This is a genomic window from Novosphingobium sp. ES2-1 (assembly GCF_015169775.1).
GTDB classification, from domain to species: Bacteria; Pseudomonadota; Alphaproteobacteria; order Sphingomonadales; family Sphingomonadaceae; genus Novosphingobium; species Novosphingobium subterraneum.
Map to the genome: position 1 here is coordinate 2661111 of NZ_CP063445.1, position 22278 is coordinate 2683388.

Annotated in this window: 25 protein-coding genes; 11 read left to right on the forward strand and 14 right to left on the reverse strand. The window is 64.4% G+C overall.

All coding sequences use genetic code 11. The features are described 5' to 3' along the window. Positions 1-696 carry an ATP12 family chaperone protein gene (locus IM701_RS12920; protein WP_193827159.1) on the forward strand — a complete coding sequence of 232 codons (696 nt, stop codon included), beginning with the start codon at positions 1-3 and terminating at the stop codon, positions 694-696. Positions 697-798: 102 nt separating this feature from the next. On the opposite strand, the gene IM701_RS12925 is transcribed toward IM701_RS12920, so the two are convergent. The 4 genes from IM701_RS12925 to IM701_RS12940 are packed head-to-tail and all read right to left on the reverse strand — an operon-like array spanning position 799 to position 4378. Further along, complete coding sequence (locus tag IM701_RS12925) at positions 799-1371, reverse strand: ABC-type transport auxiliary lipoprotein family protein (protein ID WP_062346692.1); 573 nt, start codon at positions 1369-1371, stop codon at positions 799-801. 13 nt (positions 1372-1384) lie between these two features. Next, on the reverse strand, positions 1385-2344 hold the full coding sequence (locus tag IM701_RS12930; RefSeq protein WP_039331668.1) for an MlaD family protein: 960 nt from the start codon (positions 2342-2344) through the stop codon (positions 1385-1387). A gap of 10 nt (positions 2345-2354) precedes the next feature. Further along, positions 2355-3260, reverse strand: coding sequence for an ABC transporter ATP-binding protein (locus tag IM701_RS12935; protein WP_062346658.1), 906 nt, complete (start codon positions 3258-3260; stop codon positions 2355-2357). After that, complete coding sequence (locus IM701_RS12940) at positions 3260-4378, reverse strand: ABC transporter permease (RefSeq protein WP_039331666.1); 1119 nt, start codon at positions 4376-4378, stop codon at positions 3260-3262. The genes IM701_RS12935 and IM701_RS12940 overlap by 1 nt, the downstream gene beginning before the upstream one ends. 128 nt (positions 4379-4506) lie before the next feature. Here IM701_RS12940 and IM701_RS12945 point away from each other — a divergent pair, with 128 nt between their 5' ends. Together IM701_RS12945 and IM701_RS12950 are read left to right on the forward strand one after the other, a co-directional pair. Then, the gene (locus IM701_RS12945) at positions 4507-7209 is read left to right on the forward strand and encodes a valine--tRNA ligase (RefSeq protein WP_193827160.1); all 2703 of its coding nucleotides are present in this window, start codon (positions 4507-4509) and stop codon (positions 7207-7209) included. A gap of 2 nt (positions 7210-7211) precedes the next feature. Further along, on the forward strand, positions 7212-7955 hold the full coding sequence (locus IM701_RS12950; protein ID WP_193828446.1) for a 7-carboxy-7-deazaguanine synthase QueE: 744 nt from the start codon (positions 7212-7214) through the stop codon (positions 7953-7955). A 119-nt stretch (positions 7956-8074) separates the two neighbouring features. On the opposite strand, the gene ssb is transcribed toward IM701_RS12950, so the two are convergent. From ssb to IM701_RS12975, 5 genes are all read right to left on the reverse strand, one after another. Next, positions 8075-8629 carry a single-stranded DNA-binding protein gene (gene ssb, locus IM701_RS12955; RefSeq protein WP_062346652.1) on the reverse strand — a complete coding sequence of 185 codons (555 nt, stop codon included), beginning with the start codon at positions 8627-8629 and terminating at the stop codon, positions 8075-8077. A 97-nt stretch (positions 8630-8726) separates the two neighbouring features. Beyond that, positions 8727-10586 (reverse strand): ferrous iron transporter B, encoded by a 1860-nt coding sequence (locus IM701_RS12960; protein ID WP_193827161.1) that lies wholly within the window; start codon positions 10584-10586, stop codon positions 8727-8729. Then, positions 10583-10837 (reverse strand): FeoA family protein, encoded by a 255-nt coding sequence (locus IM701_RS12965; protein ID WP_039331659.1) that lies wholly within the window; start codon positions 10835-10837, stop codon positions 10583-10585. The genes IM701_RS12960 and IM701_RS12965 overlap by 4 nt, the downstream gene beginning before the upstream one ends. Before the next feature lie 70 nt (positions 10838-10907). Continuing rightward, entirely contained in the window at positions 10908-11558 is a 651-nt protein-coding gene (locus IM701_RS12970; RefSeq protein ID WP_193827162.1) for a COQ9 family protein, read from the reverse strand. A gap of 11 nt (positions 11559-11569) precedes the next feature. Beyond that, positions 11570-12184: an ankyrin repeat domain-containing protein gene (locus IM701_RS12975; RefSeq protein WP_082013254.1), complete on the reverse strand. Its 615-nt coding sequence runs from the start codon at positions 12182-12184 to the stop codon at positions 11570-11572. A gap of 79 nt (positions 12185-12263) precedes the next feature. Here IM701_RS12975 and IM701_RS12980 point away from each other — a divergent pair, with 79 nt between their 5' ends. From IM701_RS12980 to IM701_RS13005, 6 genes are read left to right on the forward strand one after another with little or no spacing between them, the layout of a single operon-like run. Further along, positions 12264-12875, forward strand: coding sequence for an SCO family protein (locus tag IM701_RS12980; protein WP_193827163.1), 612 nt, complete (start codon positions 12264-12266; stop codon positions 12873-12875). Positions 12876-12882: 7 nt separating this feature from the next. Next, positions 12883-13326, forward strand: coding sequence for a YcgN family cysteine cluster protein (locus IM701_RS12985; protein ID WP_193827164.1), 444 nt, complete (start codon positions 12883-12885; stop codon positions 13324-13326). After that, positions 13319-14104 (forward strand): M48 family metallopeptidase, encoded by a 786-nt coding sequence (locus tag IM701_RS12990; RefSeq protein ID WP_193827165.1) that lies wholly within the window; start codon positions 13319-13321, stop codon positions 14102-14104. Before IM701_RS12985 ends, IM701_RS12990 begins: the two co-directional genes overlap by 8 nt. Before the next feature lie 51 nt (positions 14105-14155). After that, a complete protein-coding gene (locus IM701_RS12995) occupies positions 14156-14647 on the forward strand; it encodes a hypothetical protein (protein ID WP_052241959.1) in 492 nt (163 codons plus the stop codon). After that, entirely contained in the window at positions 14644-15615 is a 972-nt protein-coding gene (gene ribD, locus IM701_RS13000) for a bifunctional diaminohydroxyphosphoribosylaminopyrimidine deaminase/5-amino-6-(5-phosphoribosylamino)uracil reductase RibD (protein WP_193827166.1), read from the forward strand. The genes IM701_RS12995 and ribD overlap by 4 nt, the downstream gene beginning before the upstream one ends. A gap of 12 nt (positions 15616-15627) precedes the next feature. Then, the gene (locus IM701_RS13005) at positions 15628-16251 is read left to right on the forward strand and encodes a riboflavin synthase (RefSeq protein ID WP_039331642.1); all 624 of its coding nucleotides are present in this window, start codon (positions 15628-15630) and stop codon (positions 16249-16251) included. Positions 16252-16258: 7 nt separating this feature from the next. Here IM701_RS13005 and IM701_RS13010 read toward each other — a convergent pair whose 3' ends face one another. The 3 genes from IM701_RS13010 to IM701_RS13020 form a co-directional block, all read right to left on the reverse strand. Next, positions 16259-16927, reverse strand: coding sequence for an alpha/beta fold hydrolase (locus tag IM701_RS13010; protein WP_193827167.1), 669 nt, complete (start codon positions 16925-16927; stop codon positions 16259-16261). 4 nt (positions 16928-16931) lie between these two features. Continuing rightward, positions 16932-17822 (reverse strand): methylenetetrahydrofolate reductase, encoded by an 891-nt coding sequence (locus IM701_RS13015; RefSeq protein ID WP_062346635.1) that lies wholly within the window; start codon positions 17820-17822, stop codon positions 16932-16934. A 74-nt stretch (positions 17823-17896) separates the two neighbouring features. Further along, complete coding sequence (locus tag IM701_RS13020) at positions 17897-19294, reverse strand: aminomethyltransferase family protein (protein WP_062346633.1); 1398 nt, start codon at positions 19292-19294, stop codon at positions 17897-17899. A gap of 138 nt (positions 19295-19432) precedes the next feature. Between IM701_RS13020 and purU the strand changes: the two genes are divergently transcribed. Both purU and IM701_RS13030 read left to right on the forward strand, forming a co-directional pair. Further along, a complete protein-coding gene (purU, locus tag IM701_RS13025; RefSeq protein WP_062346631.1) occupies positions 19433-20287 on the forward strand; it encodes a formyltetrahydrofolate deformylase in 855 nt (284 codons plus the stop codon). 76 nt (positions 20288-20363) lie between these two features. After that, the gene (locus tag IM701_RS13030) at positions 20364-20765 is read left to right on the forward strand and encodes a glyoxalase/bleomycin resistance/extradiol dioxygenase family protein (protein WP_039331632.1); all 402 of its coding nucleotides are present in this window, start codon (positions 20364-20366) and stop codon (positions 20763-20765) included. Here the strand turns inward: IM701_RS13030 and IM701_RS13035 are convergent. Both IM701_RS13035 and IM701_RS13040 read right to left on the reverse strand, forming a co-directional pair. Beyond that, positions 20762-21499 (reverse strand): alpha/beta fold hydrolase, encoded by a 738-nt coding sequence (locus tag IM701_RS13035; RefSeq protein WP_193827168.1) that lies wholly within the window; start codon positions 21497-21499, stop codon positions 20762-20764. The genes IM701_RS13030 and IM701_RS13035 overlap by 4 nt on opposite strands. Beyond that, the gene (locus IM701_RS13040) at positions 21499-22275 is read right to left on the reverse strand and encodes a glutathione S-transferase family protein (protein ID WP_052241956.1); all 777 of its coding nucleotides are present in this window, start codon (positions 22273-22275) and stop codon (positions 21499-21501) included. The genes IM701_RS13035 and IM701_RS13040 overlap by 1 nt, the downstream gene beginning before the upstream one ends. Positions 22276-22278: the final 3 nt, after the last annotated feature.

Genomic DNA, 22278 nt, shown 5'->3' on the forward strand with positions numbered 1-22278 from the left:
ATGAAGCGTTTCTACAAGGCAGTGACGGTCGAGGCGGCAGACGGCGGCTTCGGGGTGAGGCTCGACGGGCGAGCGATCAAGACCGTGGGGGGCAGACCGCAAGTCGTGCCGACACAGGCGCTTGCCGAAGCGATGGCGGCGGAGTGGGCGCGCCAGAGCGAGGAGATCGATCCGGCGCTGTTCCTGTTCCGCGACATGGCGGATTATGCGATCGACGTCGTCGCGGGTGACCGGGTCTCGGTGATCGGGGAAATCCTGCCTTATGCCGAGACCGACACGCTGTGCTATCGCGCCGAGCCGGATGAGGCCTTCGCCGCGCGCCAGCGGATGATGTGGGAGCCGCTGCTGGCGAGCGCCGAAGCGCGGCTGGGCGTGCAGTTCGTGCGCGTGACCGGCATCATCCACAAGCCGCAGCCGGTAGAGACGCTGGCTGCCTTGCGCGATGAACTCGAAGCGCTCGATGCATTCCAGCTTGCCGCGCTGCGCAACACGACGAGCCTTACCGCATCGCTGGTGATCGGCCTTGCCGCGTTGCGACCCGACGCCGACCTCGACGCGCTGTGGGACGCCGCCAACCTCGAGGAGGACTGGCAGGCAGAACTCTGGGGCAAGGACGCCGAGGCCATGGAACGGCGCGAAAAGCGCGCTGGCGCTTTTGCTGCGGCGGCGCGGTTTGCGGGGCTGGCAATCAAGTAAACCGCTGCGTCCCCGCGCAGGCGGGGACCTCGGTGCTGTTACAAAACCCTTCAGTAAACCGACTGAGGCCCCCGCCTGCGAGGGGGCGCAACAGTTGTATCCTTAGCCGACCCAGTCCGCCACCTGCTTGGCCACGGCATTGGCGGCTTCGTTAAGCGCGGGGCCGACATACTTCGCCTCGGCCTCGGTCACCGGCACTGTGCTTTCAAAGCGCTTCGTTTCGACACGCCCGCCACTTTCCTTGACCGCATCGTAGCGGACCACGGCGGACATGGTGCGCGCATCATAGCCCATGTCGAGCAGGCGGCCCGAGAGGTGGAGACCCGCAGCGCCCGGATCGTTCTCGATCACGAGGCGGCTGCCGCGTGCACGGATGGTTTCGGCCAGCAGGCGCTGGAACAGGCGCGAGGGACGTTCAACCCACATTGTCTTCTTGAGATAGGCGACGTTGGCATCGTCGATCTGCACCGGCACGCGGGTGACCGCGAGGCGCGCTTCGGCCGAGGGCTCCATCACCACCAGCGCATTGGCAAACGTGCCGCTGGTGGTGCTGCCCGCAGCAGGCGCAGCGGTGGGGGTCAGGGCGAGCAGCGTATCGGGCACCTTCGGGCCCAGGCTGACGCAGCCCGAAAGTGCGGCAAGGAGTGCGGGGACGACTAGGGCTTTACGGATCATCTTCATCGCCTCCTCAGTTCTTGTAGTCGGGCAGCTTCGGGCCGCCGACAAAACCGCCGACGCCCTGATCGTTCAGGCGGTCAGTCACTTCGCGCAGGGATCTGGTCGTCGCCTGAAGATCGCGGATCGCGGCTTCGGCAGCAGGCAGCGTGCGTTCGTTGAGCTGCCGTGCGGCCGGGCGGGCCTCGCTGAGCGTGCCCTGCAGTTCGTCAGCCGCGCCCTGAGCCGATTTCAGCGTCTGGCGAAGCTGCTTGGCCAGGCCATTGGCATCGTTGTTGAGCATGTTGTCGGCCGAGTTGGTCAGCTTCTCGAAGCTGGCCAGGGTATAGTTGGCCTGCCGCAGCGTTGCCTGCAGTTCGGCCAGCGTGCGCTTCACATCGGGCGAGGCATCGGCAAGATTCCCGGTCATGCGATCGGTATTGGCGAGGATGTTCTCGATCGACTTCTGGTTCTTGTCAGACAGCACCATGGTCAGGCGCTCGGTCAGCGTGGCGAGGCGTTCGAGCAGGAGCGGGGCGTTCGAAAGGATTTCGCCAAGGCCGGAGCGCTTGGTCGGGATGACCGGCACGCCTTCGGGGCAAGTGGCGCGCTTGTTTTCCTTGGGGCAAGCGATCGGCGGGGCGCCCTTGACTGCGCCGGAAAGCTGGATCGTCGATACGCCGGTGAAGCTGCCGAGCAGGCTGGCGGTTGTGCCCTGCAGGATCGGCACCTTGCGATCGACCGCAATGCGTACGCGGACAAATTCCGGGTCGCGCTCCCACAGCTTGATGTCCTTGACCTGGCCTGAAGGCACGCCCGAGAACGAGACTTCCGAGCCCTTGGCAAGGCCATCGACCGACTGCTTGAAGAAGATGTCGTATTCGTTGAGGTCGCCCTGGTTGAGACGCGCGATCCAGATGGTCAGCACGGCCGTCGCCGCCAGCAATGCCAGCGTGACCAGCCCGACCCAGATATGGTTTGCGCGCGTTTCCATCGCCTAGTCCTTATGCCCCTTCAGGATCAGGCGAAGAACGCCCAACGTCCGAATTAGTCGCCAGCGTGGCTTCATGCCGCGCAGTATCGTGCCGTTCCTGGGCATCCTGCGCCGCACGTCCGCGCGGTCCGTTGAAGTATTCCTGTATCCACGGATGATCGAGCGCGAGCAGTTCCGGGATCGTGCCGACGGCGATCACCTTCTTGTCTGCAATCACCGCCACCCGATCGCAGATTTCGTAAAGCGTATCGAGATCGTGGGTGATCAGGAATACGGTGAGATCAAGCGTCTGCTGCAGTTTGAGGATCAACTGGTCGAAAGCGGCCGCGCCGATCGGGTCGAGTCCGGCGGTCGGCTCGTCAAGAAACAGCAGTTCGGGATCGAGCGCGAGCGCGCGGGCAAGGCCTGCACGCTTCTTCATGCCGCCCGAAAGTTCGGACGGATACTTGCTTGTCGCTTCGGCGGGCAGCCCTGAGAGCAGGACCTTGTAGCGCGCGATCTCGTGGCGCAGCTCGTCGCTGATCTCCGGGAAGAATTCACGCAGGGGAACTTCGACGTTCTCTGCCACGGTCAGGGTCGAAAACAGCGCGCCGCCCTGGAACAGCACACCCCAGCGGCTGCGAATGTCGATGTCTTCATCATCGCGGGCATCGGTGATCGAACTGCCGAGCACTTCGACTTCGCCCGATTCCGGAATCTGCAGGCCGATGATCGTGCGCATGAGGACCGACTTGCCGGTGCCCGAACCACCGACAACGCCAAGGATCTCACCCCGACGCACATCGAGATCGAGGCCTTCGTGGATCACGTGATCGCCAAAGACATTGCGCACACCGCGCACGCGGATCGGATACTTGCCCTCGAACGGATCGGGCAGGTCGATCAGCTGTTCGGCGGTGGCGGCGTCCTGGTCCATCAGCCCCACCCGATATTCGTGAAGAACACCGCAAAGAAGGCATCGAGCACGATGACGGTGAAAATCGCCATGACCACCGCCGCCGTGGTGCGGGTGCCGACTTCCTCGGCATTGTTCTTGACCTGCATGCCCTGGTAGCAGCCCGCCAGCGCGACGATCAGTCCGAACACCGGCGCCTTGGTGAGGCCAACCCAGACATCGTGCAGCGGCACGACTTCCTGGACACGGGCGAGGAAGGTGAAGAACGGGATGCCCAGCGTCAGGCTCGACAGGAAAGCCCCGCCAATGATGCCAAGGAAGGCCGAATAGAAGCCGAGTAGCGGCATCATGATCATCGTTGCGGCAATGCGCGGAACGACCAGCGCCTCCATCGGAGATACGCCGATGGTGCGCATGGCGTCGACCTCTTCGGTCAGCTTCATCGTGCCAAGCTGCGCGGCAAAGGCAGAACCGGAGCGGCCGGCGACCATGATCGCGGTCATCAGCACGCCAAGCTCCCGCAAGGTCAGGCGGCCGACGAGGTTGACGGTGTAGATCTCCGCCCCGAACTGACGCAACTGCACCGCACCTTGCTGGGCGATGACGATGCCGACGAGGAAGCTCATCAATCCGATGATGGCGAGCGCGTTGACGCCGACCAGTTCCATCTGGTGGACCAGAGCCTTGCCACGGAAGCGCGAGGGATGGCGCAGCAGGGTGCCCGCCGAGAGGATCACCTGGCCAAGGAAGCCCAGCACCTGCAGCGCACCCTGGCCCAGCCCGGCCATGACCATGCCGACATGGGCGGGCACGCGTTCCAGCAGCGGCAGGCGGTGCGCAGTGACTGAATGATCGTTCGAATCGGCCTTGCGGATTGCATCGACCAGCTTCTGCGCTTCCTCGCTGCAGCCAATGATCTTTGCGTCGTTATCTCGCGAGAGGCGCCAGACTGTCCACGCGCCGACGGTGTCCATGCGGGTGACGCCGGAGAGGTCGATCGCGGCGATGGATTCGTCCAGCGAACGCAGCCGCGCATCGGCCAGGCCCAGCGAGGACACCGTCATCGGCCCGCGGAAGGCGAGCTTCGCGCCTTCCCCTTGCGCCGAGGCCTCAATCTGGAAATCGGTCAGTTCCCGCATCTTGCCCGCTTCATGGGGTATTTAGGCCAAGGCGACAAGTGCAACACAAGCGCCGTAACGGTGGAACAACCCTTCGAGTTCCCCGCAACGCTTGCAGGCGCGGGCCCGCGATGGCAAGGCGCTGCCCCATGAACGACAAGACTTCTGCAGAACTGGCCAAGACTTTCGAACCCGCAGGGATCGAGGCCAAGTGGTATGCCCATTGGGAAAGCAACGGGCTGTTCCGGCCCGAACGCCCCGACGCCGCGCCCTATACCATCGTCAATCCGCCGCCGAACGTGACGGGGTCGCTCCACATCGGCCACGCCCTCGACAATACGCTGCAGGACGTGGTGATCCGCTACGAACGCCTGAAGGGCAAGGATGCTCTGTGGGTGGTCGGCACCGACCATGCGGGCATCGCCACGCAGATGGTGGTCGAGCGCCAGATGGAAGCCCGCCAGGACAAGCGCACCAACTACACGCGCGAGCAGTTCGTGGACAAGGTGTGGGAGTGGAAGCACGAGAGCGGTGGCACCATCACTGGTCAGCTCCGGCGCCTCGGCTGCTCGATGGACTGGAGCCGTGAGCAGTTCACGATGGACCCGCACTTCACCCGCGCCGTGGTGAAGGTCTTCGTCGACCTCTACAACCAGGGGCTGATCTACCGCGACAAGCGGCTGGTGAACTGGGACCCCAAGCTGAAGACGGCGATTTCCGACCTCGAGGTGGAAACGCGCGAGACGCAGGGCGGGTTCTGGCACTTCAAGTACCCGCTGGCAGACGGTGTGAAGCGCGACGATGGCCTGGACTACATCGAGGTTGCGACCACGCGCCCCGAAACGATGCTGGCCGACATGGCCGTGGCGGTCCACCCTGAGGACGAGCGCTACAAGTCGGTCATCGGCAAGGAGATCCTGCAGCCGCTGACCGGGCGCCGGTTCAAGGTGGTGGCAGACGAGCACGCCGATCCCGAACTGGGTTCAGGCGCGGTGAAGATCACGCCGGGGCACGACTTCAACGACTTCGAAGTGGGCAAGCGCGCCGGGATCAAGCCCGCCGACATGCTCAACATGTTCGATGCCGAGGCCAAGGTGGTGCAGACCGCCGATGGGCTCGTGCCCGCCGAGTTTATCGGGCTGGACCGCTTCGATGCGCGCAAGCTGGTGGTCGAGCAGATGAAGGAAGCGGGCTTCCTCATCCCGCACGTGACGAAGGACAAGGAAGGCAACGAGGTTCTGCACGATGCCGAGCCGCGCACCATCCAGACCCCATTCGGGGATCGTGGCGGCGTGGTGATCGAGCCGTGGCTGACCGACCAGTGGTACGTCGATGCCGAGACACTGGCCAAGGCGCCGATGGAAGCGGTGCGTTCGGGCGCGATCGAGATCGTGCCGAAGACCTGGGAAAAGACCTTCTTCAACTGGATGGAGAACATCCAGCCCTGGTGCGTTTCCCGCCAGCTGTGGTGGGGGCACCGGATTCCGGCGTGGTACGGCTCCGACGGCCAATGCTACGTTGCCGAGACCGAGGAAGAGGCGCAGGCGAAGGCGGGCGCAGGCGTCACTCTGGAACGCGATAGCGACGTCCTCGACACGTGGTTCTCCTCCGCGCTCTGGCCTTTCGCCACGCTCGGCTGGCCGGATGAAGACGCGCCGCTGCTGAAGAAGCACTATCCCAACGACCTGCTCGTCTCGGGCTTCGACATCCTGTTCTTCTGGGATGCGCGCATGGCGATGCAGGGGCTGCACTTCATGAAGGAAGTGCCGTGGAAGAAGCTCTACCTGCACGGCCTCGTCCGTGCCGCCGATGGCGCGAAGATGAGCAAGTCGAAGGGCAACGTGGTCGATCCGCTGGGCCTGATCGACAAGTACGGGGCCGATGCGCTGCGCTTCTTCATGTGCGCAATGGAGAGCCAGGGCCGCGACGTGAAGATGGATGAGAAGCGCGTCGAGGGTTACCGCAACTTCGCCACGAAGCTGTGGAACGCCGCGCGCTTCTGCCAGAGCAATGGGATCACCGGCAGCACTTCAGTGGGGGCTCCTGCGGCGACCTCGGCGGTCAACAAGTGGATCATCGGCGAGGTTGTGGAAACTGTCGCCGCGCTTGACCAGGCGATGGCCGACCTGCGCTTCGATGCGGCGGCAAACACCGTCTACCACTTCGCCTGGGACCAGTTCTGCGACTGGTATATCGAACTGATCAAGGGCAACTTCGACCCCGAGACCAAGGCTGTGGCGGGCTGGGTGCTCGACCAGATCCTGGTGATGCTCCACCCGTTCATGCCGTTCGTGACCGAAGAGCTGTGGCATGCGCTTGGAAAGCGAGACGGCGAACTGATCGTGGCCGCATGGCCGAAGCCCGAAGCTGAAGTGGACGCAGCAGCCAAGCGCGAGGTCGAATGGCTGATCGCGCTGGTCTCGAACCTGCGCACGGCCAAGAACGAACTTGGCATTGCGCCGGGGGCCAAGCTTGACGCCTATCTGCCCGAACCTTCGGCGCTGACGCGCTCGATCATCGAGGCCAACCCGGCGGCAATCGAGCGTCTCGCGCGCCTCAACGGCATCCGCTTCGAAAGCGCTCCGGTCGGCGCAGCGATGCAGGTTGGCGCGGGCGATGCCAACATCCTCGTGCCGCTGGAAGGCGTGATCGACATTGCGGCAGAAAAGGCGCGTCTCGAAAAGGCGCTGGCCGCCTCGCAGAAGGAGGCAAAGTCGCTCGAGGGACGTTTGGGCAACCCCTCGTTTGTCGAGAAGGCCAAGCCTGAGGCGGTCGAGAAGGCCCGGGCCGACCACGCCATGCATGCCGCCGAGGCCGAGCGGCTGGCAGCGGCGCTGCAGCGGCTGGGGTGAACTTGCTTACCCTCGCCACGGTCAACCCCGGCGAGCCGGAGGTGTTCTCCTCTTTGCAGGGGGAAGGCCTCGGGCTGGGGCGGCCATCGGTGTTCGTGCGGCTATCGCGCTGCAACCTCGCCTGCCGCTGGTGCGACACCGCCTACACCTGGCGGTTCACGGGCGACAACCGCCCCCATCGCGACGAAGTGGCGTTCGAGCGCGGGGAAAATCAGCTGAAGATGAGCGAGGCCGACGCGGCCGCGCTGATCCTGTCCCACCCCGAGGACCGACTGGTTATTACCGGGGGCGAGCCGCTACTACAGGGTGCCGCGCTGGCGCGACTGGTGGCGCTGCTCAAGGCGGAGCGCCCTGCCCTGCATGTCGAGATCGAGACCAATGGCACCGTGGCAGTGCATCCGGAACTCGATCCGCTGATCGACCAGTTCAACGTCAGCCCCAAGCTGGCGCATTCGGGCAATCCGGCTGAACTTGCCCTTGTGCCGGAGCGACTGGATGCGTGGGCCCGCGATGGCCGCGCCTGGTTCAAGTTCGTGGTCGCGAGCGCGTCCGACCTTGCCGAGATTGCCGCTTTACAGGACTGCTACCGCATCGCCAGCGATCACCTGTTCGTAATGCCTGAAGGTACCGCGAGTTCAGTGTTGCGCGAACGCTCGCGGTGGCTGGCGGAGGAAGCGCTGGAGCGCGGCTGGCGGTTTACAGACCGGCTGCACATACACCTTTACGGGGATACGCGCGGGACCTGAGCCCTGCCCTGAAAACGAATGAACCCCCGCGCAGGCAGGGGCCTTAATCGGCTTACGCTTCTGTTCCGTAGCAACACCAAGGTCCCCGCCTTCGCGGGGACACAAGAAGTGGCGCTTGCTCAGAAGGGAATATCGTCGTCCAGATCGTCGCCGAAGCCGCCGCCGCCGCCCTGGTTCCAGCCACCGCCCGAAGCGGCGCTGCCACCACGCGAGGAACCGCCGCCAAAGCCGCCCGAACCGCCCGACGAGCCGCCCTCATTCCAGCCGCCACCGGACGAGCGGCCACCGCCGCCACCGCCCATGCCACCGCCACCAGCGCCGCCCGAGCCATCGAGCATGGTCAGCACGCCGCCCATGCCGCCCACCGAGATTTCGGTGGTATAGCGATCATTGCCGGACTGGTCCTGCCACTTGCGGGTGCGCAGCTGCCCTTCAATGTAGACCTTTGAACCCTTGCGCAGGAAGCGCTCGACCACGCCGACGAGACCATCCGAGTTGATGACCACGGAGTGCCACTCGGTGCGCTCCTTCTTCTCGCCGGTGGCGCGGTCCTTCCAGCTTTCGGACGTCGCGATGCGCAGGTTGGCGATGCGGCCTCCGTTCTGGAAGCTCTTGATTTCGGGGTCTGCCCCGAGGTTCCCGACAAGGATCACCTTGTTGACGCTGCCTGCCATCGAATCACGTTCCTTCTGATCTGGGCAATTGCCTAGCGCATGGGGGCTTGGGCGCGCGAGTCACCGCGCCACCGTTTCCACAGCCGAGCGCGGAAGTTCAACCCAAACCGGCCGCAATCGCCGTCCAGTAGGTCACGCCCGCCGCCGCATAGGCCAGTGCAAACAGGTAGGCGAGCATGAAGGCGGGCCATTTCCAGCCGTTGGTCTCGCGCCGGGCGACGGCGATGGTCGAGAGGCACTGCGGCGCAAACACGAACCATGCGAGGAAGGCGAGCGCCATCGGCAGGGTCCAGCGTGATTTCAGCTGATCGCCCAGGGCCATGGCCGCCTGATCCTCGTCGTCGCTGGCGCTGACGGCATACGTCGTGGCGAGCGAACTGACCGCAACTTCACGTGCAGCCATGGCCGGAATGATCGCAAGGCTCATGTCGCGGTTGAAGCCGATCGGCTCGAGCACGACCGAAAGGCCATTGGCAAGCGTTCCGGCGACCGAGGCGTTGACCTGATCCTGCCCCGGCTCGGCGCGGGGGAAGTTGAGCAGGATCCACAGAGCAATTGTGACAGTGAAGATCATCGTGCCCGCACGGCGCAGGAAGATCCACGCGCGCTGCCACAGGCCGAGCGCGAGGTCCTTGACCGTGGGCAGCTGATACTTGGGCAGTTCCATGATGAAGCCCGAAGCGGCGCCCTTGGTCACCGAGCGACGCAGCACCAGCGCCACCACCATCGCGCCGATGATCCCGGCCACATAGAGGCAGAACAGGACGAGGCCCTGCAGGCCGACGCCGGGACCGACCTTGGTATTCGGGATAAACGCGGCGATGATCACCGCATAGACGGGCAAGCGCGCCGAGCAGGTCATCATCGGGGCGATCAGGATCGTGGTCAGCCGGTCCTTGGGATCGGTGATGCTGCGCGTCGCCATGATGCCGGGAATGGCGCAGGCAAAGCTCGACAGCAGCGGGATGAAGCTGCGGCCGGAAAGACCGACGCCCGCCATCATGCGGTCCATCAGGAAGGCGGCGCGGGCCATGTAGCCGGTCGCCTCCATCGTCAGGATGAAGAAGAACAGGATGATGATCTGCGGCAGGAACACCAGCACCGAGCCGACCCCCGCGATCACGCCATCGGTCAGCAGATCGCGCAGCAGGCTTGTCGGCAGGGTCGCCTTGGCCAGATCGCCCAGCGCCGAAACGCCGCCGTCGATCGCATCGGCAAAGGGCGTTGCCCAGCTGAACACCGCCTGGAAGACGATGAACAGGAGCGCGAACAGGATCGGCGGCCCTGCCCACGGATGGAGCAGCAGCTTGTCCATGCGCGCGTGAATGCGATGCCTGGACGTTTCCGACAGGATGGCGGCCGTCGCCATCTGGTGGGCGAGCATGCGCCGCTCTGGCAAGGTGACATGCGGCCGCGCGGCATCGAGCGCGCGCTCGGGCTTGTCACGCGCATCGCCGATGGCGGCAGCCAGCTCGGTGAGACCGCGCCGGCGCACGGCCACGGTCGGGATCACCGGCACCCCGAGCGCAGCTTCGAGCGCAGCAGGATCGAGGGTCAAGCCATCGCGTTCGGCAAGATCGACCATGTTGAGCGCGACCACGGTGGGACGGCCAAGCTCGAGCACTTCCTGCGCAAAGACGAGGTGCTGTTCGAGGTTGGAACTGTCGAGCACCAGTACGATGACGTCGGGCCTGGCCTGCCCGGCTTGTTCACCCATAATGACCTTGCGGGTCACTTCCTCGTCAGGGCTGGTGGCTTCCAATCCGTAGGAACCGGGCAGGTCGACCAGTTCGACCGGCTCACCCGAGGGCAGGATCAGGCGACCCGCCTTGCGTTCGACCGTGACGCCGGGATAGTTGGCGATCTTCTGGCGCGCGCCGGTCAAGGCATTGAACAGCGCGCTTTTCCCGGCATTGGGATTGCCGACGAGCGCGGCGACAGTGGGCATCTTGCTCATGCGACAGCTTCTGCGATCGGTTCGACCGTCATCGCCAGCGCATGAACCCGGCGAATGGCGACAGTCATTCGGCCAATCTCCACGGCCAGTGGATCGCGGCCCGCGAAGACACCACGATAGGCGAGCGTCACCCTTGCGCCTTCGTCAAGGCCGAGCGCGCGCAAGCGCTGAGCCTCTTCAGCGACAAGCGCAGACCAATCGACCGATGCGATTCGGGCGGGCGTACCAACAGGGAGCTGATCGAGCGTCACCGGTTCCCGCTGCCATAGCGGGCAAGCATTTGCAAGTCATTCGCAATAGAATTGCGCTGGATCAAAATTCTCAGGTGGCGGGATAGCGCAGGCGGCCCAGCATCCGCGTCAGCGAGAAGGTTTCCTCGCGCGGTCTGAGCAGCTTGGCCTTGGTCTTCTCGAACTGCATCACGTTCTCGATCCGGCGGTCGAGGAAGGTGCGGGTGTCCTCGTGGCCATCGCTGGTATCCTGCGCGAAATAGGCAAGAGTCGCGGCGTAGATCGAGCCAAGGGTGATGCGCTTGGTATAGTGGTTGTAATCGGTGGCGGTGTCTCCCGCGAGCCGCCACATCGCGTCGGCGCTCGACCAGCCCAGCCGGGTCGCCTTTGCCACGTTCTGCGGCATGGCCATGATGGCCAGTGCGCGGCGCAAGGCCTCTTCCTTGCCGATCAGTGCATCGAGCCGGAACTGGACAAGGCGGCGGATGCGTTCGCGGATCGGCAGATTGCCGAGCTGGGTGGAGGGAAGCGCAGCGGCCATGTCGGCATCGATGCGCGCGATCCAGGCGGAGATCATCTGCATGGGCCCGTCCTGGAACGCAAAGGCGGCCAAAGCAGGATCGACGCCTTCCATTGCAGCGGCAGCCGCAACGGCAGCCGGTTTCCAGCCATCAAACGCAGCAGCTTCGGCGATGGCGGGCGCCAGGCGCAGGCGCAGGGCATCCAGGGTTTCGTCGGTCATGTCAGTACCCGTCAGAACGAGGGGCCGTAGGTCTTCTTGGGCGCGGCGGACTTTGCTTCTTTCGAAGCCTTTTCCAGTTCGCCCAGCACCGGACTGCCCTTGTCGAGCGCAGCATAATCGCGCGCAGAACGGCCCGAATTGTCCGGGCGATCGGGGTTGGCGCCAGCCTTGATCAGCATTCGCACCAGCGCAAGGTCCTTGCGGTGGACGGCGCTGATGAGCGGGGTCTCGCCCGTGTTGTTCGCCTCATCGACGCGCGCGCCCGACTTGATCAGTTCATCCACGCCTTCGAGGAAGCCCATTTCTGACGCGGCTACCAGCGGGGTCACGCCGCGATTGTCGCGCGCGTTCACGTTGGCGCCCTTGCCGATCAGGAATTGCACCCAGACAAGATCACGCCGGGCCACGACGATGTGAAGCGCGGTCTGTCCGGTGGTATAGTCCTTGGTGTTGATGATCTGCGTGCCGGGCTCGTTCAGAGCCTCGGTCACCTTGTCGCCTTCCTTCTTGCGGACGGCTTCCAGGAACTTGTAGCTGTCGGAAAACTGGGCCTGTGCCGGAATTGCCGTGGCGGCGGCCAGCAGCATGGCCAGCGCGGTAAGCGGCCTGCGCATCTTCGACAGCATTCGAACCTCCCGTTGCGTGCCCCATCAGCCATTTACGGCCTTGCGGACTCGCCTCTTGCAAGGACACGGTTAGCAGAGCATGAACCGGCGCGCCATGGCCCTCGCTTTCAGATCGACACTCGCCGCGCTTGCCGCAACCTGCACTTTCGCGCTTGGCGGATGCAACATGACCCCTGCCGAACAACCGCCTCTCGAAGGCGCCGCGATTGGCGGCGACTTCACGTTGACGGGCAAGGACGGGCAGGCCGTGAAGTGGAGCGACTTTGCGGGCAAGTATCGCATCGTCTATTTCGGTTACACCTTCTGTCCGGATGTCTGCCCGCTCGACATGCAGAACATCGCACAGGGCCTTCGCCTGTTCGCCAAGGAACACCCCGACGCCAAGCCGATCGTGCCGATCTTCATCACCATCGATCCCGAGCGCGATACCGCGCAGGTCGTGGGCAAGTATGCCGCGAACTTTGGCAAGAACGTGGTCGGGCTCACGGGCACGCCGGCGCAGATCGCCGACGCCGCAAGGAAGTGGGCGGTGTTCTATCAAAGGCGCGACGAGGCCAAGCCCGACGCCTACCTGATGGACCACAGCCGCGCGGCCTATCTGATGGGCCCGGACGGTTCTGCCATCGCGTTGTTGCCTGCCGAACAGGACGGAAAGGCCGTGGCCGCCGAACTCGCCAAGTGGGTGAGTTGACGCCGGAATGAACGACGACCGCTTCTGGGAACGGCCAGTGGCAACACTCAGCCGCGAGCAGTGGGAAGCGCTGTGCGACGGCTGCGGCAAGTGCTGCCTGCACAAGCTGGAGGACGAAGACACCGGCGAGGTGGTCCATACCAATGTTGCCTGCAAGCTGCTGGACCTCAGGACCGCGCGGTGCAGCGACTACAAGCATCGCCGCGCCTATGTCCCCGATTGCCTGCGCCTGACGCCGAAGCTGGCGCGAGAATTGCCGTGGTTGCCCGATACCTGTGCCTATCGCTTGCGGGCCGAGAACCAGCCGCTGCCTGAGTGGCATTATCTGATTTCTGGTGATCGCGAGGCCGTGCATCGCGCTGGACAGTCGGTCGTTGGCAAGGCGGTGAGCGAAACGCTGGCCGGGCCAATTGAGGACCATATCGTGCCATCGGACCATTTCGATGGCTAGGGGCGTGCTCGACTGGTTGCGGCGGGCCGACGCCAAGGCCAAGCAGACCCCCTCTCGCGGAACTTTGGCCCCGCGTGCCGTGGCGCGCCGGACGCTGATGGTCGAAGGACGCGAACTGCCGCTGGTGATCCGCAAGCTCGGCCATGCCCGGCGGATGACGCTACGGCTCGCGCCCGACGGCAGCGAGGCGCGTGTTTCGATCCCGGCATGGGGTCGCGTCGGCGATGCCGAGGCTTTTGCTCGCGACCGGGCCGACTGGCTGGCGGGGCAACTGGCGCGGATGCCAGAGCCACGCGCTATCGCGCCCGATGCCACGCTGCAATGGCGGGGCGAGACCTTGCAGATCGAATGGTCGGAGCGGGCCAGACGCAAGCCGGTGATCGCGGATGGACGCCTGATCGTCGGGGGGCCGGTCGAGGGGCTGGCTGCGCGGCTGCAGCGTTGGCTCGAGGCCGAGGCGCTCGCTTTCTGCGCTGATGACCTCGCCCATTACTGCGCCCGCGCCGGAGAAGCCGTCCCACGCCTGTCGCTATCGCGCGCGCAGCGGCGCTGGGGCAGCTGCGCGGCAGACGGGTCGATCCGGATGAACTGGCGGCTGATCATGGCGCCGGATTTCGTGCGGCGTTCGGTCGTGGCCCACGAAGTGGCGCACATGAAGCATTTCGATCATAGCCCCGCCTTCCACGCTCATCTCGAACAGCTTTTTGAAGGGGATATCCAGGCGGCTAACCGCTGGCTCAAGCGGCACGGCCGGTCGCTGTATGTGCCGTTTGGCTGAATGCCTGCCGATGGGTAGCGAAAGCGTGCGCCAGCGCCTATCTAGGCGGGCATGAGAGCCTTCTTCCGCAACGTATCCCCGCGCCGGGCCATCGTCGATTTCTGGCAGGTCTTTACTGCGCCCAGCGATTATCGCCGTGTCGGACTGGTGATGGCAGCGGCGGTGACGGGGACGTTGTTCACCGCGATGGCGATGGAAGGCGGCACGGCGCTGCCCCGTCCGCCCGAGATCATCTATTTCCCGAGCTTTCTCGAGAACCGCAGCGACGCCGAGATCCTCGCCGAAAACAAGGCAGCGACCGCCAAGGCCAAGGCAGAGGAAGCCGAGGAGGAGGCGCGGCAGGAGCGCATCCGCCAGATGTACAAGGCGGTGGGCGACGCCACCGGAGTTGAAACCAAGCGTGCCTACGAGGAAGGCAAGGCCGAACGCGAGGCCTACCGCAAGAAGGTCGAGGCCGCGCGCAGGGAAGTGCTGGACAAGCATCTGGTCGACAATCCTGTCTATGATGCCGAAATGAAGAACGCACAGACCGAGAAACCATGAGCAGGGCTGAGGACCTGCGCTGGCTCGATGCCGCCGCGGCGCTCGCGGCGCGTGGGCGTCCATTGAGCAGGCCCAACCCGGCAGTCGGAGCGGTGATCGTCAAACACGGCCTGATGGTAGGCCGTGGCTGGACGCAGGCAGGTGGCCGGCCTCATGCCGAAGCCGAGGCGCTGGCCATGGCCGGTGAGGCCGCGAACGGTGCGACGCTTTATGTCACCCTGGAACCTTGCGCCCATGCCAGTGCGCGCGGCCCTTCGTGCACATCGCTGGTGCTGGGCAGCGGCCTTGCGCGCGTGGTGATCGGCGTTGAAGATCCAGACCCGCGCACGGCAGGCAGCGGGATCGCCGCGCTACGTGAAGCAGGTATTGCAACAGACGCTCTGCCCGCCCCGGCGGCACGGGATTCTCTGGCCGGATACCTGACACGGTCGGCGCAAGGACGACCACATGTCACTCTGAAGCTCGCAACTTCGCTGGACGGCAAAATAGCCCTCGTCGACGGATCGAGCCAATGGATCACCGGCCCCGAAGCGCGCGCGCATTGCCATGTCGAGAGGGCACGGGCCGACGCGATCCTTGTCGGCGGCGGCACCTTGCGCGCCGACACGCCGAGGCTCGACGTGCGCCTGCCGGGGCTCGAGCACCGCAGCCCGCAGCGCATGGTGCTGACGCGCGGCACGGCGCCTGAAGGCTGGACGGCGGTTGCAGATATCACCGCGCCGCAAGCTTTCGGGGATGTGCAGTACCTGTTCGTCGAAGGCGGAGCGCAGGCGGCAGCCGCATTCATCGCCGCCGACATGGTAGACCGGCTGCTGATCTATCGCGCCCCGATCATCATTGGCGCAGGTTTGCCCTGCATCGGCGACATCGGCCTCGGCTCGCTCGCGGACGCGCACGGGCGCTGGCGCAATGTGGACCGGCGGACGCTTGGCAGCGATGCGCTCGACGTCTACGAGCGGGTCCGCTGAAGGAGATTTCTTATGTTCACCGGGATCGTCACGGAAATCGGCAACATCCTTGCCGTCGAAGACAAGGGGGACCGCCATATCACGATCTCGTGCGCGATGGACCCAGTGAAGATCGCCATCGGCGCCTCGATCGCCTGCTCGGGCGTTTGCCTGACCGTGGTGGACAAGGGAGGCGTGGCTGGCGAAGGCTGGTTCGCGGTGGACGTTTCGGGCGAAACGGTGAGCCGCACTGCAGCGGAGCAGTGGACTGTGGGCGCGCCGCTCAACCTCGAACCGGCGCTGAAGCTGGGCGATGAACTTGGCGGGCACATCGTGACCGGGCATGTCGACGCCGTGGGCGAGGTCGTCAGCATCCGCCCCGATGGCGCCTCGCTCAAGTTCTGGATTTCGGCGCCGCAGGAACTGGCGCCATACATCGCGGCGAAGGGGTCCATCACGGTCAATGGCGTGTCCTTGACCGTCAACGAAGTGGCGGACCAGCCCGACGGATCTTGCCAGTTCGCGCTGAACATCATCCCCCACACCGCGCAAGTCACGACGATGGGCGCGCTGAAGCCGGGATCGAAGGTCAACCTCGAGATCGACGTGCTGGCGCGCTATCTCAAGCGGATGCAGAGCCTGGCGCAGCAGGGCTGAGCCCGATTCAGGCGCAGCCGAGCACGATCTGGAGCAGTTGGTCGGGCTGGTCACCCATGACGTTGTGGCTGGCTTCGGCCTCGTGGTACTCCCAGGCCGGATCATCCTGCACCGCCTCGGCAAACTTGCCGAAGGGTGACGGGCTCCAGCCATTGGCGAAAATATAGACGTGGCGGGGGATCTTCGCTTCCTCGCCGGTGAAGCGCACGGCTTCGACCAGCGTAAGCAGAGGATGATCGGACAGGACCGGGCTTTCAAGGCCGGGTAGCGGGGAAACGGCGCCGGGCTTGTGCTTCTGGCTGCCGATGTAGTGATCGTGCTCCCACGGCCCGGTCAGGTCCCACAGCGATTGCCCGTCCTGCGGCAGGAAGGCATCGACATAGACGAGGGCGTCGATGCGCGCGCCGAGGCGCGTGGCGACGCCGGTGATGACCATACCGCCCCAGGAATGGCCGACCAGCAGGAAGCGGTCGAGACCGGCCTTGGCGATCTGGTCGCACACGTCGTCGATGTGCGTGGTCAGCGTGATGCCGGGGTGGAACTCGGCCTTGCGGCGACCGAGACCGGTAAGATCAGCGGCGAGGACACGGTGTCCGGCAGCTTCGAGATCGGCCTTGAGGCGGTCCCACGCGAAGCTGCCGCCCCAAGCGCCGTGCACCAGCACAAAGTCGGTCACCGGCTCAGGCCCCCTGGCCGATGCCGTGCTTCTTGTTGTAACCGTGAATCCATTCGAGGGTCTTGGTCAGGCCACCGAATGGGTAGAAGTGCAGGCGCACCTTGCCGTGCTCGGACCCGAGGCCACGGGCGAAGGCATCTACCAGCTTGTCCGGCCCGGCCGTGCCGAGCAGGTTCGTGACCGAGATCCCGTACTTCTTGAGCACCGAGGTCGACGCGCCGACGCCGCAGCGCGCGGCAAACGCCAGCAGGCGCTTGATCCCGGCAGGCCCAGGCACGCCGATGCGCACCGGAGCGTCGATGCCGCGTGCGCGCAGTTCCTTCAGCCAGGCGAGGAAGGCATCGGGATCGAAGCCGAACTGGGTGACGATCAGCGGGGCCATGCCGCGCGCGGTGATTTCCGCCACCTTCTTTTCGAGGACCGCCCAGCATTCGGCCTCGGTCATGTTGGGGTGCCCTTCCGGGTGGCCGCCAATACCGATGGCCTTGATGCCCGAACGCTCGAAGGCGCCGGTCGCGATCAGGGCGGACGTGTCGAAATATGGGCCGACGGGCTCGGGCGGATCGCCGGCGACGATGAAGCAGCGCGTCACACCGGCCTTTTCCACCACGGCGCGCAGGTAGCCTTCGAAGTCGTCCTCGGACGTGATCCGGCGGGCGGAAAAATGGGGCATCGGCTCGAAGCCGAGTTCGCGCACCGCAATCGTCGCGGCAACGCGGGCGCCGACGTCTTCCCCGGGCAGGAAGGTAACGGCGATGGGGGTTTCTGCCGGGATGAGCGGGGCGGCATCGCGCAGCGAGGCTTCGTCCTTCGCGGTCATCTCGAGGCTGAAACCATCGGTGATCCCGTCGGGCGTCTTGTCCCAGTTGGGATGGATGATCGATGCCTTTGCCATGTTCGGGATCCTCTCTTGTTCAGGCCGAATGCCCGGCCGCCATTGTGGCGGTCCGGGCAATACGGTTGGTTGGCTCAGCGAGCAGTACGCCAGCCTTCGGCGTAGTTTTCGCGAGCGACGCGGCTGTAGGGGACCGGCGAGACGATCGCACGGACCTCGATCTGCTTGTGCGGCTCGACGGTGGTCTTGCGGGTACCGCCGTTCTCTTCACCCCACACCACGCGCAGTTCGGTGCCGACCGGGATTTCCGGATCGATCGTGGCGAGGCTGAGCGCCTGCTTCTCGTTGTACGAGTAGCCGGTGAACATCGAGAAGCCGACGGTCTTGCCGCCAGCATCAACGACGCGGTCGTAGTTCGACGAGGCGTAGTTCGCGAGCGGGGTATCGAAGAACTTGTACTGTTCGCCATCGGGGTTGAACAGCGAGGCCATGATCTTGGCCATGTCCTCGGGGTTCCAGGCGAGCGTCACCTTCTTGCGCTGCTCGGCCGGGTTCAGGGCTTCCAGCGCCTCACGGCCATGGAAATCATGGTCGAACTTGACGAAGTTGCCGTAACCCAGCTCCCACGGGTTGAGGTAGTAGTCCTCGATGTTGTCGGAGACGAACGAACCGCCGATCGAGCCGGTCGCTTCGTAGCTGTCAGCTGCCAGCCACTCGCGGAAGCCCTTGAGCTTTTCGCCGGTGTAGATGGCGGGCAGCGGCGACGGGATCCAGCCCGATTCAAGGGTGTTCGAAGGATAGGCGCGGCTGCCGCAAGCGATCAGGCCGAATTCCTTGCCGGCTTCGAGGATCGCGGCGCGGATCTCTTCCTGCTCGGCATAGGGACCCCAGATTTCGAGGCCCGGCGCGCCCGACATGCCGTGGCGCAGCGTGCGCACGGTCTTGCCGGCGATGTTCATCGTGCTCATGTTGAAGAACTTGAGCTGTTCGAGCGGGCCGCCGTGCAGCTTCTCGATCACGGCCCAGGCGTTCGGCCCCTGGATCTGGAAACGCCATTCCTTGCGGGTGACGGGCTTGCCCATCGGACGCATCGGCGAACGGTCGTCCAGCTCGATCTCGCAATCGTAGCCGCCGGTGGCAGCGTGGTAGCGCAGCCAGTTCGAAGCCGGGGCGCGGCCGACGTAGGTGAACGATTCTTCTTCTTCCCAGAAGATGATGCCGTCACCGATGACATGGCCGTAAGGCGTGGTGGGGACGTACTGCTTGGCCTTGTTGACCGACCAGCCCTTGGGGCTGTTGATCATGGTGTCGGACAGCAGCTTCAGCGCGTCCTTGCCGCGAATGTACAGGTTCACCATGTGGTGCGACTGGTCGAACAGCACGGCGCTGTGCTGCCATGCCCACTGCTCCGAACGCCAGTTCGAGAATTCCGGAGCGACGACCGGATAGACGTAGGCACCGAGCTGCGAGTTGCGCAGCATTTCGACGATATTGCCGCCTTGCTGGATTACCTCTTCGAGGTTCTTTGCCATGTGAAACTCTCCCGACTTGAAAATGGCAGGGTTGAAAAACTTGTATGCAACACATACAATCTCCCTCGAGATTCGCAATGGGAAATGTTGCGCCCAATGAGCGCCACCCCTAACGCGACTAGGACGGGAGAGATTTTGATGAGCGCATCGCTGATTTTGACGCTGTCATGCGAGGACAAGCCGGGCATCGTCGCCCGCGTCACGGGCAACCTCTATGAAGCGGGCGGAAACATCCGGGAGGCGCAGCAATTCGATGATTCGCTGAGCGGCAAGTTCTTCATGCGAGTCGTGTTCGATCCAGGCGAAACCGGGATCGAAGCCTTCCGCACGGCCTTTGCGCCGGTTGCCGAAGACTACGGCATGGAATGGAACATGCGCGACACGGCCGTGAAGCGGAAGGTCGTCCTGATGGTCAGCAAGTTCGACCACTGCCTTGGCGACCTGCTCTATCGCACGCGCATCGGTGAATTGCCGATGGAAGTCGTCGCGATCCTTGGCAACCATCCCAAGGAAGCGCTGAACATCTCGCTGATCGGCAATGTGCCATACCATCACCTGCCGATCACCAAAGAGACCAAGCCGCAGCAGGAGGCCGAGGTCAAGCGCATCGTCACCGAGACCGGCGCAGAACTGGTGGTGCTGGCGCGCTACATGCAGATCCTGTCGGACGATCTCGCCTCATTCCTTTCGGGCCGCTGCATCAATATCCACCACTCGTTCCTGCCGAGCTTCAAGGGCGCCAAGCCTTACCACCAGGCGCACGCCCGCGGCGTGAAGATGATCGGTGCGACCGGTCACTACGTTACCGCAGATCTCGACGAAGGTCCGATCATCCACCAGGACGTCGAGACCGTGACTCACGCCGACAGCCCCGAAGACCTCGTGCGCAAGGGCCGCGATGTGGAACGCCGCGTGCTGGCGGAAGCTGTGCGCTTGCACCTCGAGGATCGGGCTCTCGTCAACGGCAACAAGACTGTCGTGTTCAAGAGCTGAGCGGTTTCAAAGGTTGAGATTGGACGGCGGCGGCGGCACCATGCTCCGGCCGCCGTTTTGCTGCGGGAGAGAATCAATGCACGTCAACGCGCTCGATCACGTCAACATCATTACCGACCGACTCGACGAGACGGCCGAGTTCTACAAGGCGCTGCTCGGGTTGGAACGGCGCGATGGTCCGCCCCCCCTCACCCCGCAAAACGCGCAGTGGATGTACGATGCAGGCGGCAAGGCCATCGTGCACATCAATGCCGTCGATTGCCCGCGCGCCTATGATCGCGAAGTGCAGCCCGGTTCGCTCACCGGCGCGATCCACCACGTTGCGCTTAATTGCTCAGGCTACGACGATGTGCTGGCGCGCGTGGCCGCCCTGGGGCTCGACTGCCAGACGAACGTGGTCGAAGCCATCGGGCTGCGCCAGATCTTTACCGCAGACCCGAACAACGTGCTGCTGGAGCTGAACTTCTTCGCCGATTAGGCCGGTAACGCTGCTTCCAGCGCGTCAGCCAGTTCCTGCGGTTTCGACAGGTAGGGACTGTGATCAGCCTCAAGCGTGACCACGTTCGCGCCAGGCGACATCGCGATCATGCGGCGCTGGCTTTCGATCGGGATGGTGCGGTCGAGCGTGCATTCGATATAGGTGCGCGGCAGACTGCCCCAGCGCTCGGGGGTGACAGCAATCTTCTCGGAACGAGGAGCGTGTGGTTCGGCCATGAGCCTTCCCATCGCCGCATCGACAAGGTCAGGGGGGGAGACTTGCGCAAAGACCGGTGCAGCATTCGCAGCATCGATAACCGTGGCGACGCCATCGTGGACCTTGGAGATGATCGCATCGAAGGCAGGGTTGGGGCCTTCGAGTTCCTTAAATTCGGCGCGGCTCATGCCCGCAGGCAGCATCATCGCACAGATATAGACGATGGCATCCATTGCAGCTGGATCACGCTCTGCCGCGGTCGACACGACAAGGCCACCGCGCGAGTGTCCGGCAAGCACTACCGGGCCGACGCCCTGCGCCTTCAGGTCCCGGCAATGCTGCGCAGCAAATTCGCCCCAGCCATCGAGCATGACCGCCGCCATTTCCTCGGCCGTGCCGCCCATGCCAGGCAGCGTCGGCGCCACGACCGTATGCCCACGCGCGCGCAGGATCTCGGCAACTGGATCGAAGCACCAGCCGCCGTGCCAGGAACCGTGAATAAGCACAAAACCGGCCATCAGCGAACGTGCCCCGACCATGTCCGCAGGCCCGGCGCGGTGCGGTCCTCGCTCTTCAGGGCTTCGGCGACTGCGGGACGTGCGGTGACGCGGTCGCGCCATTCGCACAGGCGTGGGAAGCGGCTCGCCACTTCCATCTCGGGGAACATACGCTCGACCATCATGCCGCAGTGCGAATAAAAGTTGATGTCTGCAAGGGTGTACGTGCTCCCTGCCAACCACTTTGTCTGCCCAAGCTGTGCCTCGACTTTGGCAAGGGCATATTCGATCTTGGCAGTGGCGTTGGCGAGGTCCGCCTCGGAGAAACCTGAGCGAGCCGTAGCCCACTTCTTGCGCTGATCGGGCAGCGGTATGTTTTCGAGCAGCTTCTCGAAATCGCCGTTCTCGATGTTGCGCGCGATGACCCCGACCATGCGGTGCCAGCCGTGCATCGAGACGAAGTTCATTACGTGCTCGTCGACGAACTTGTTCCAATAGCGCATCCGCGCCGCGCCAACCGGATCGTGCGGACGCAATGGAGCGTCGGCGGGCTGCGCGTGAGGGAAGGCATCCTCGAGGTATTCGTTGATTACCGTGGTGTGGGTGATGATCGTGCCGTCATGATCGAGAACGGGCACCTGCCCCTCGGGATTGATCGCGGTGAACCACGGCTGGTGCTGTTCGAACTTGTGCAGATCAACGTAGATGCTCTCGTAGGCGAGCCCCTTCTCCTTGAGCGGGACCATCGACTTGAGCGAGTTCGCCAGCGGTTCGGCGTGGTAGTATTTCAGGGCCATCGG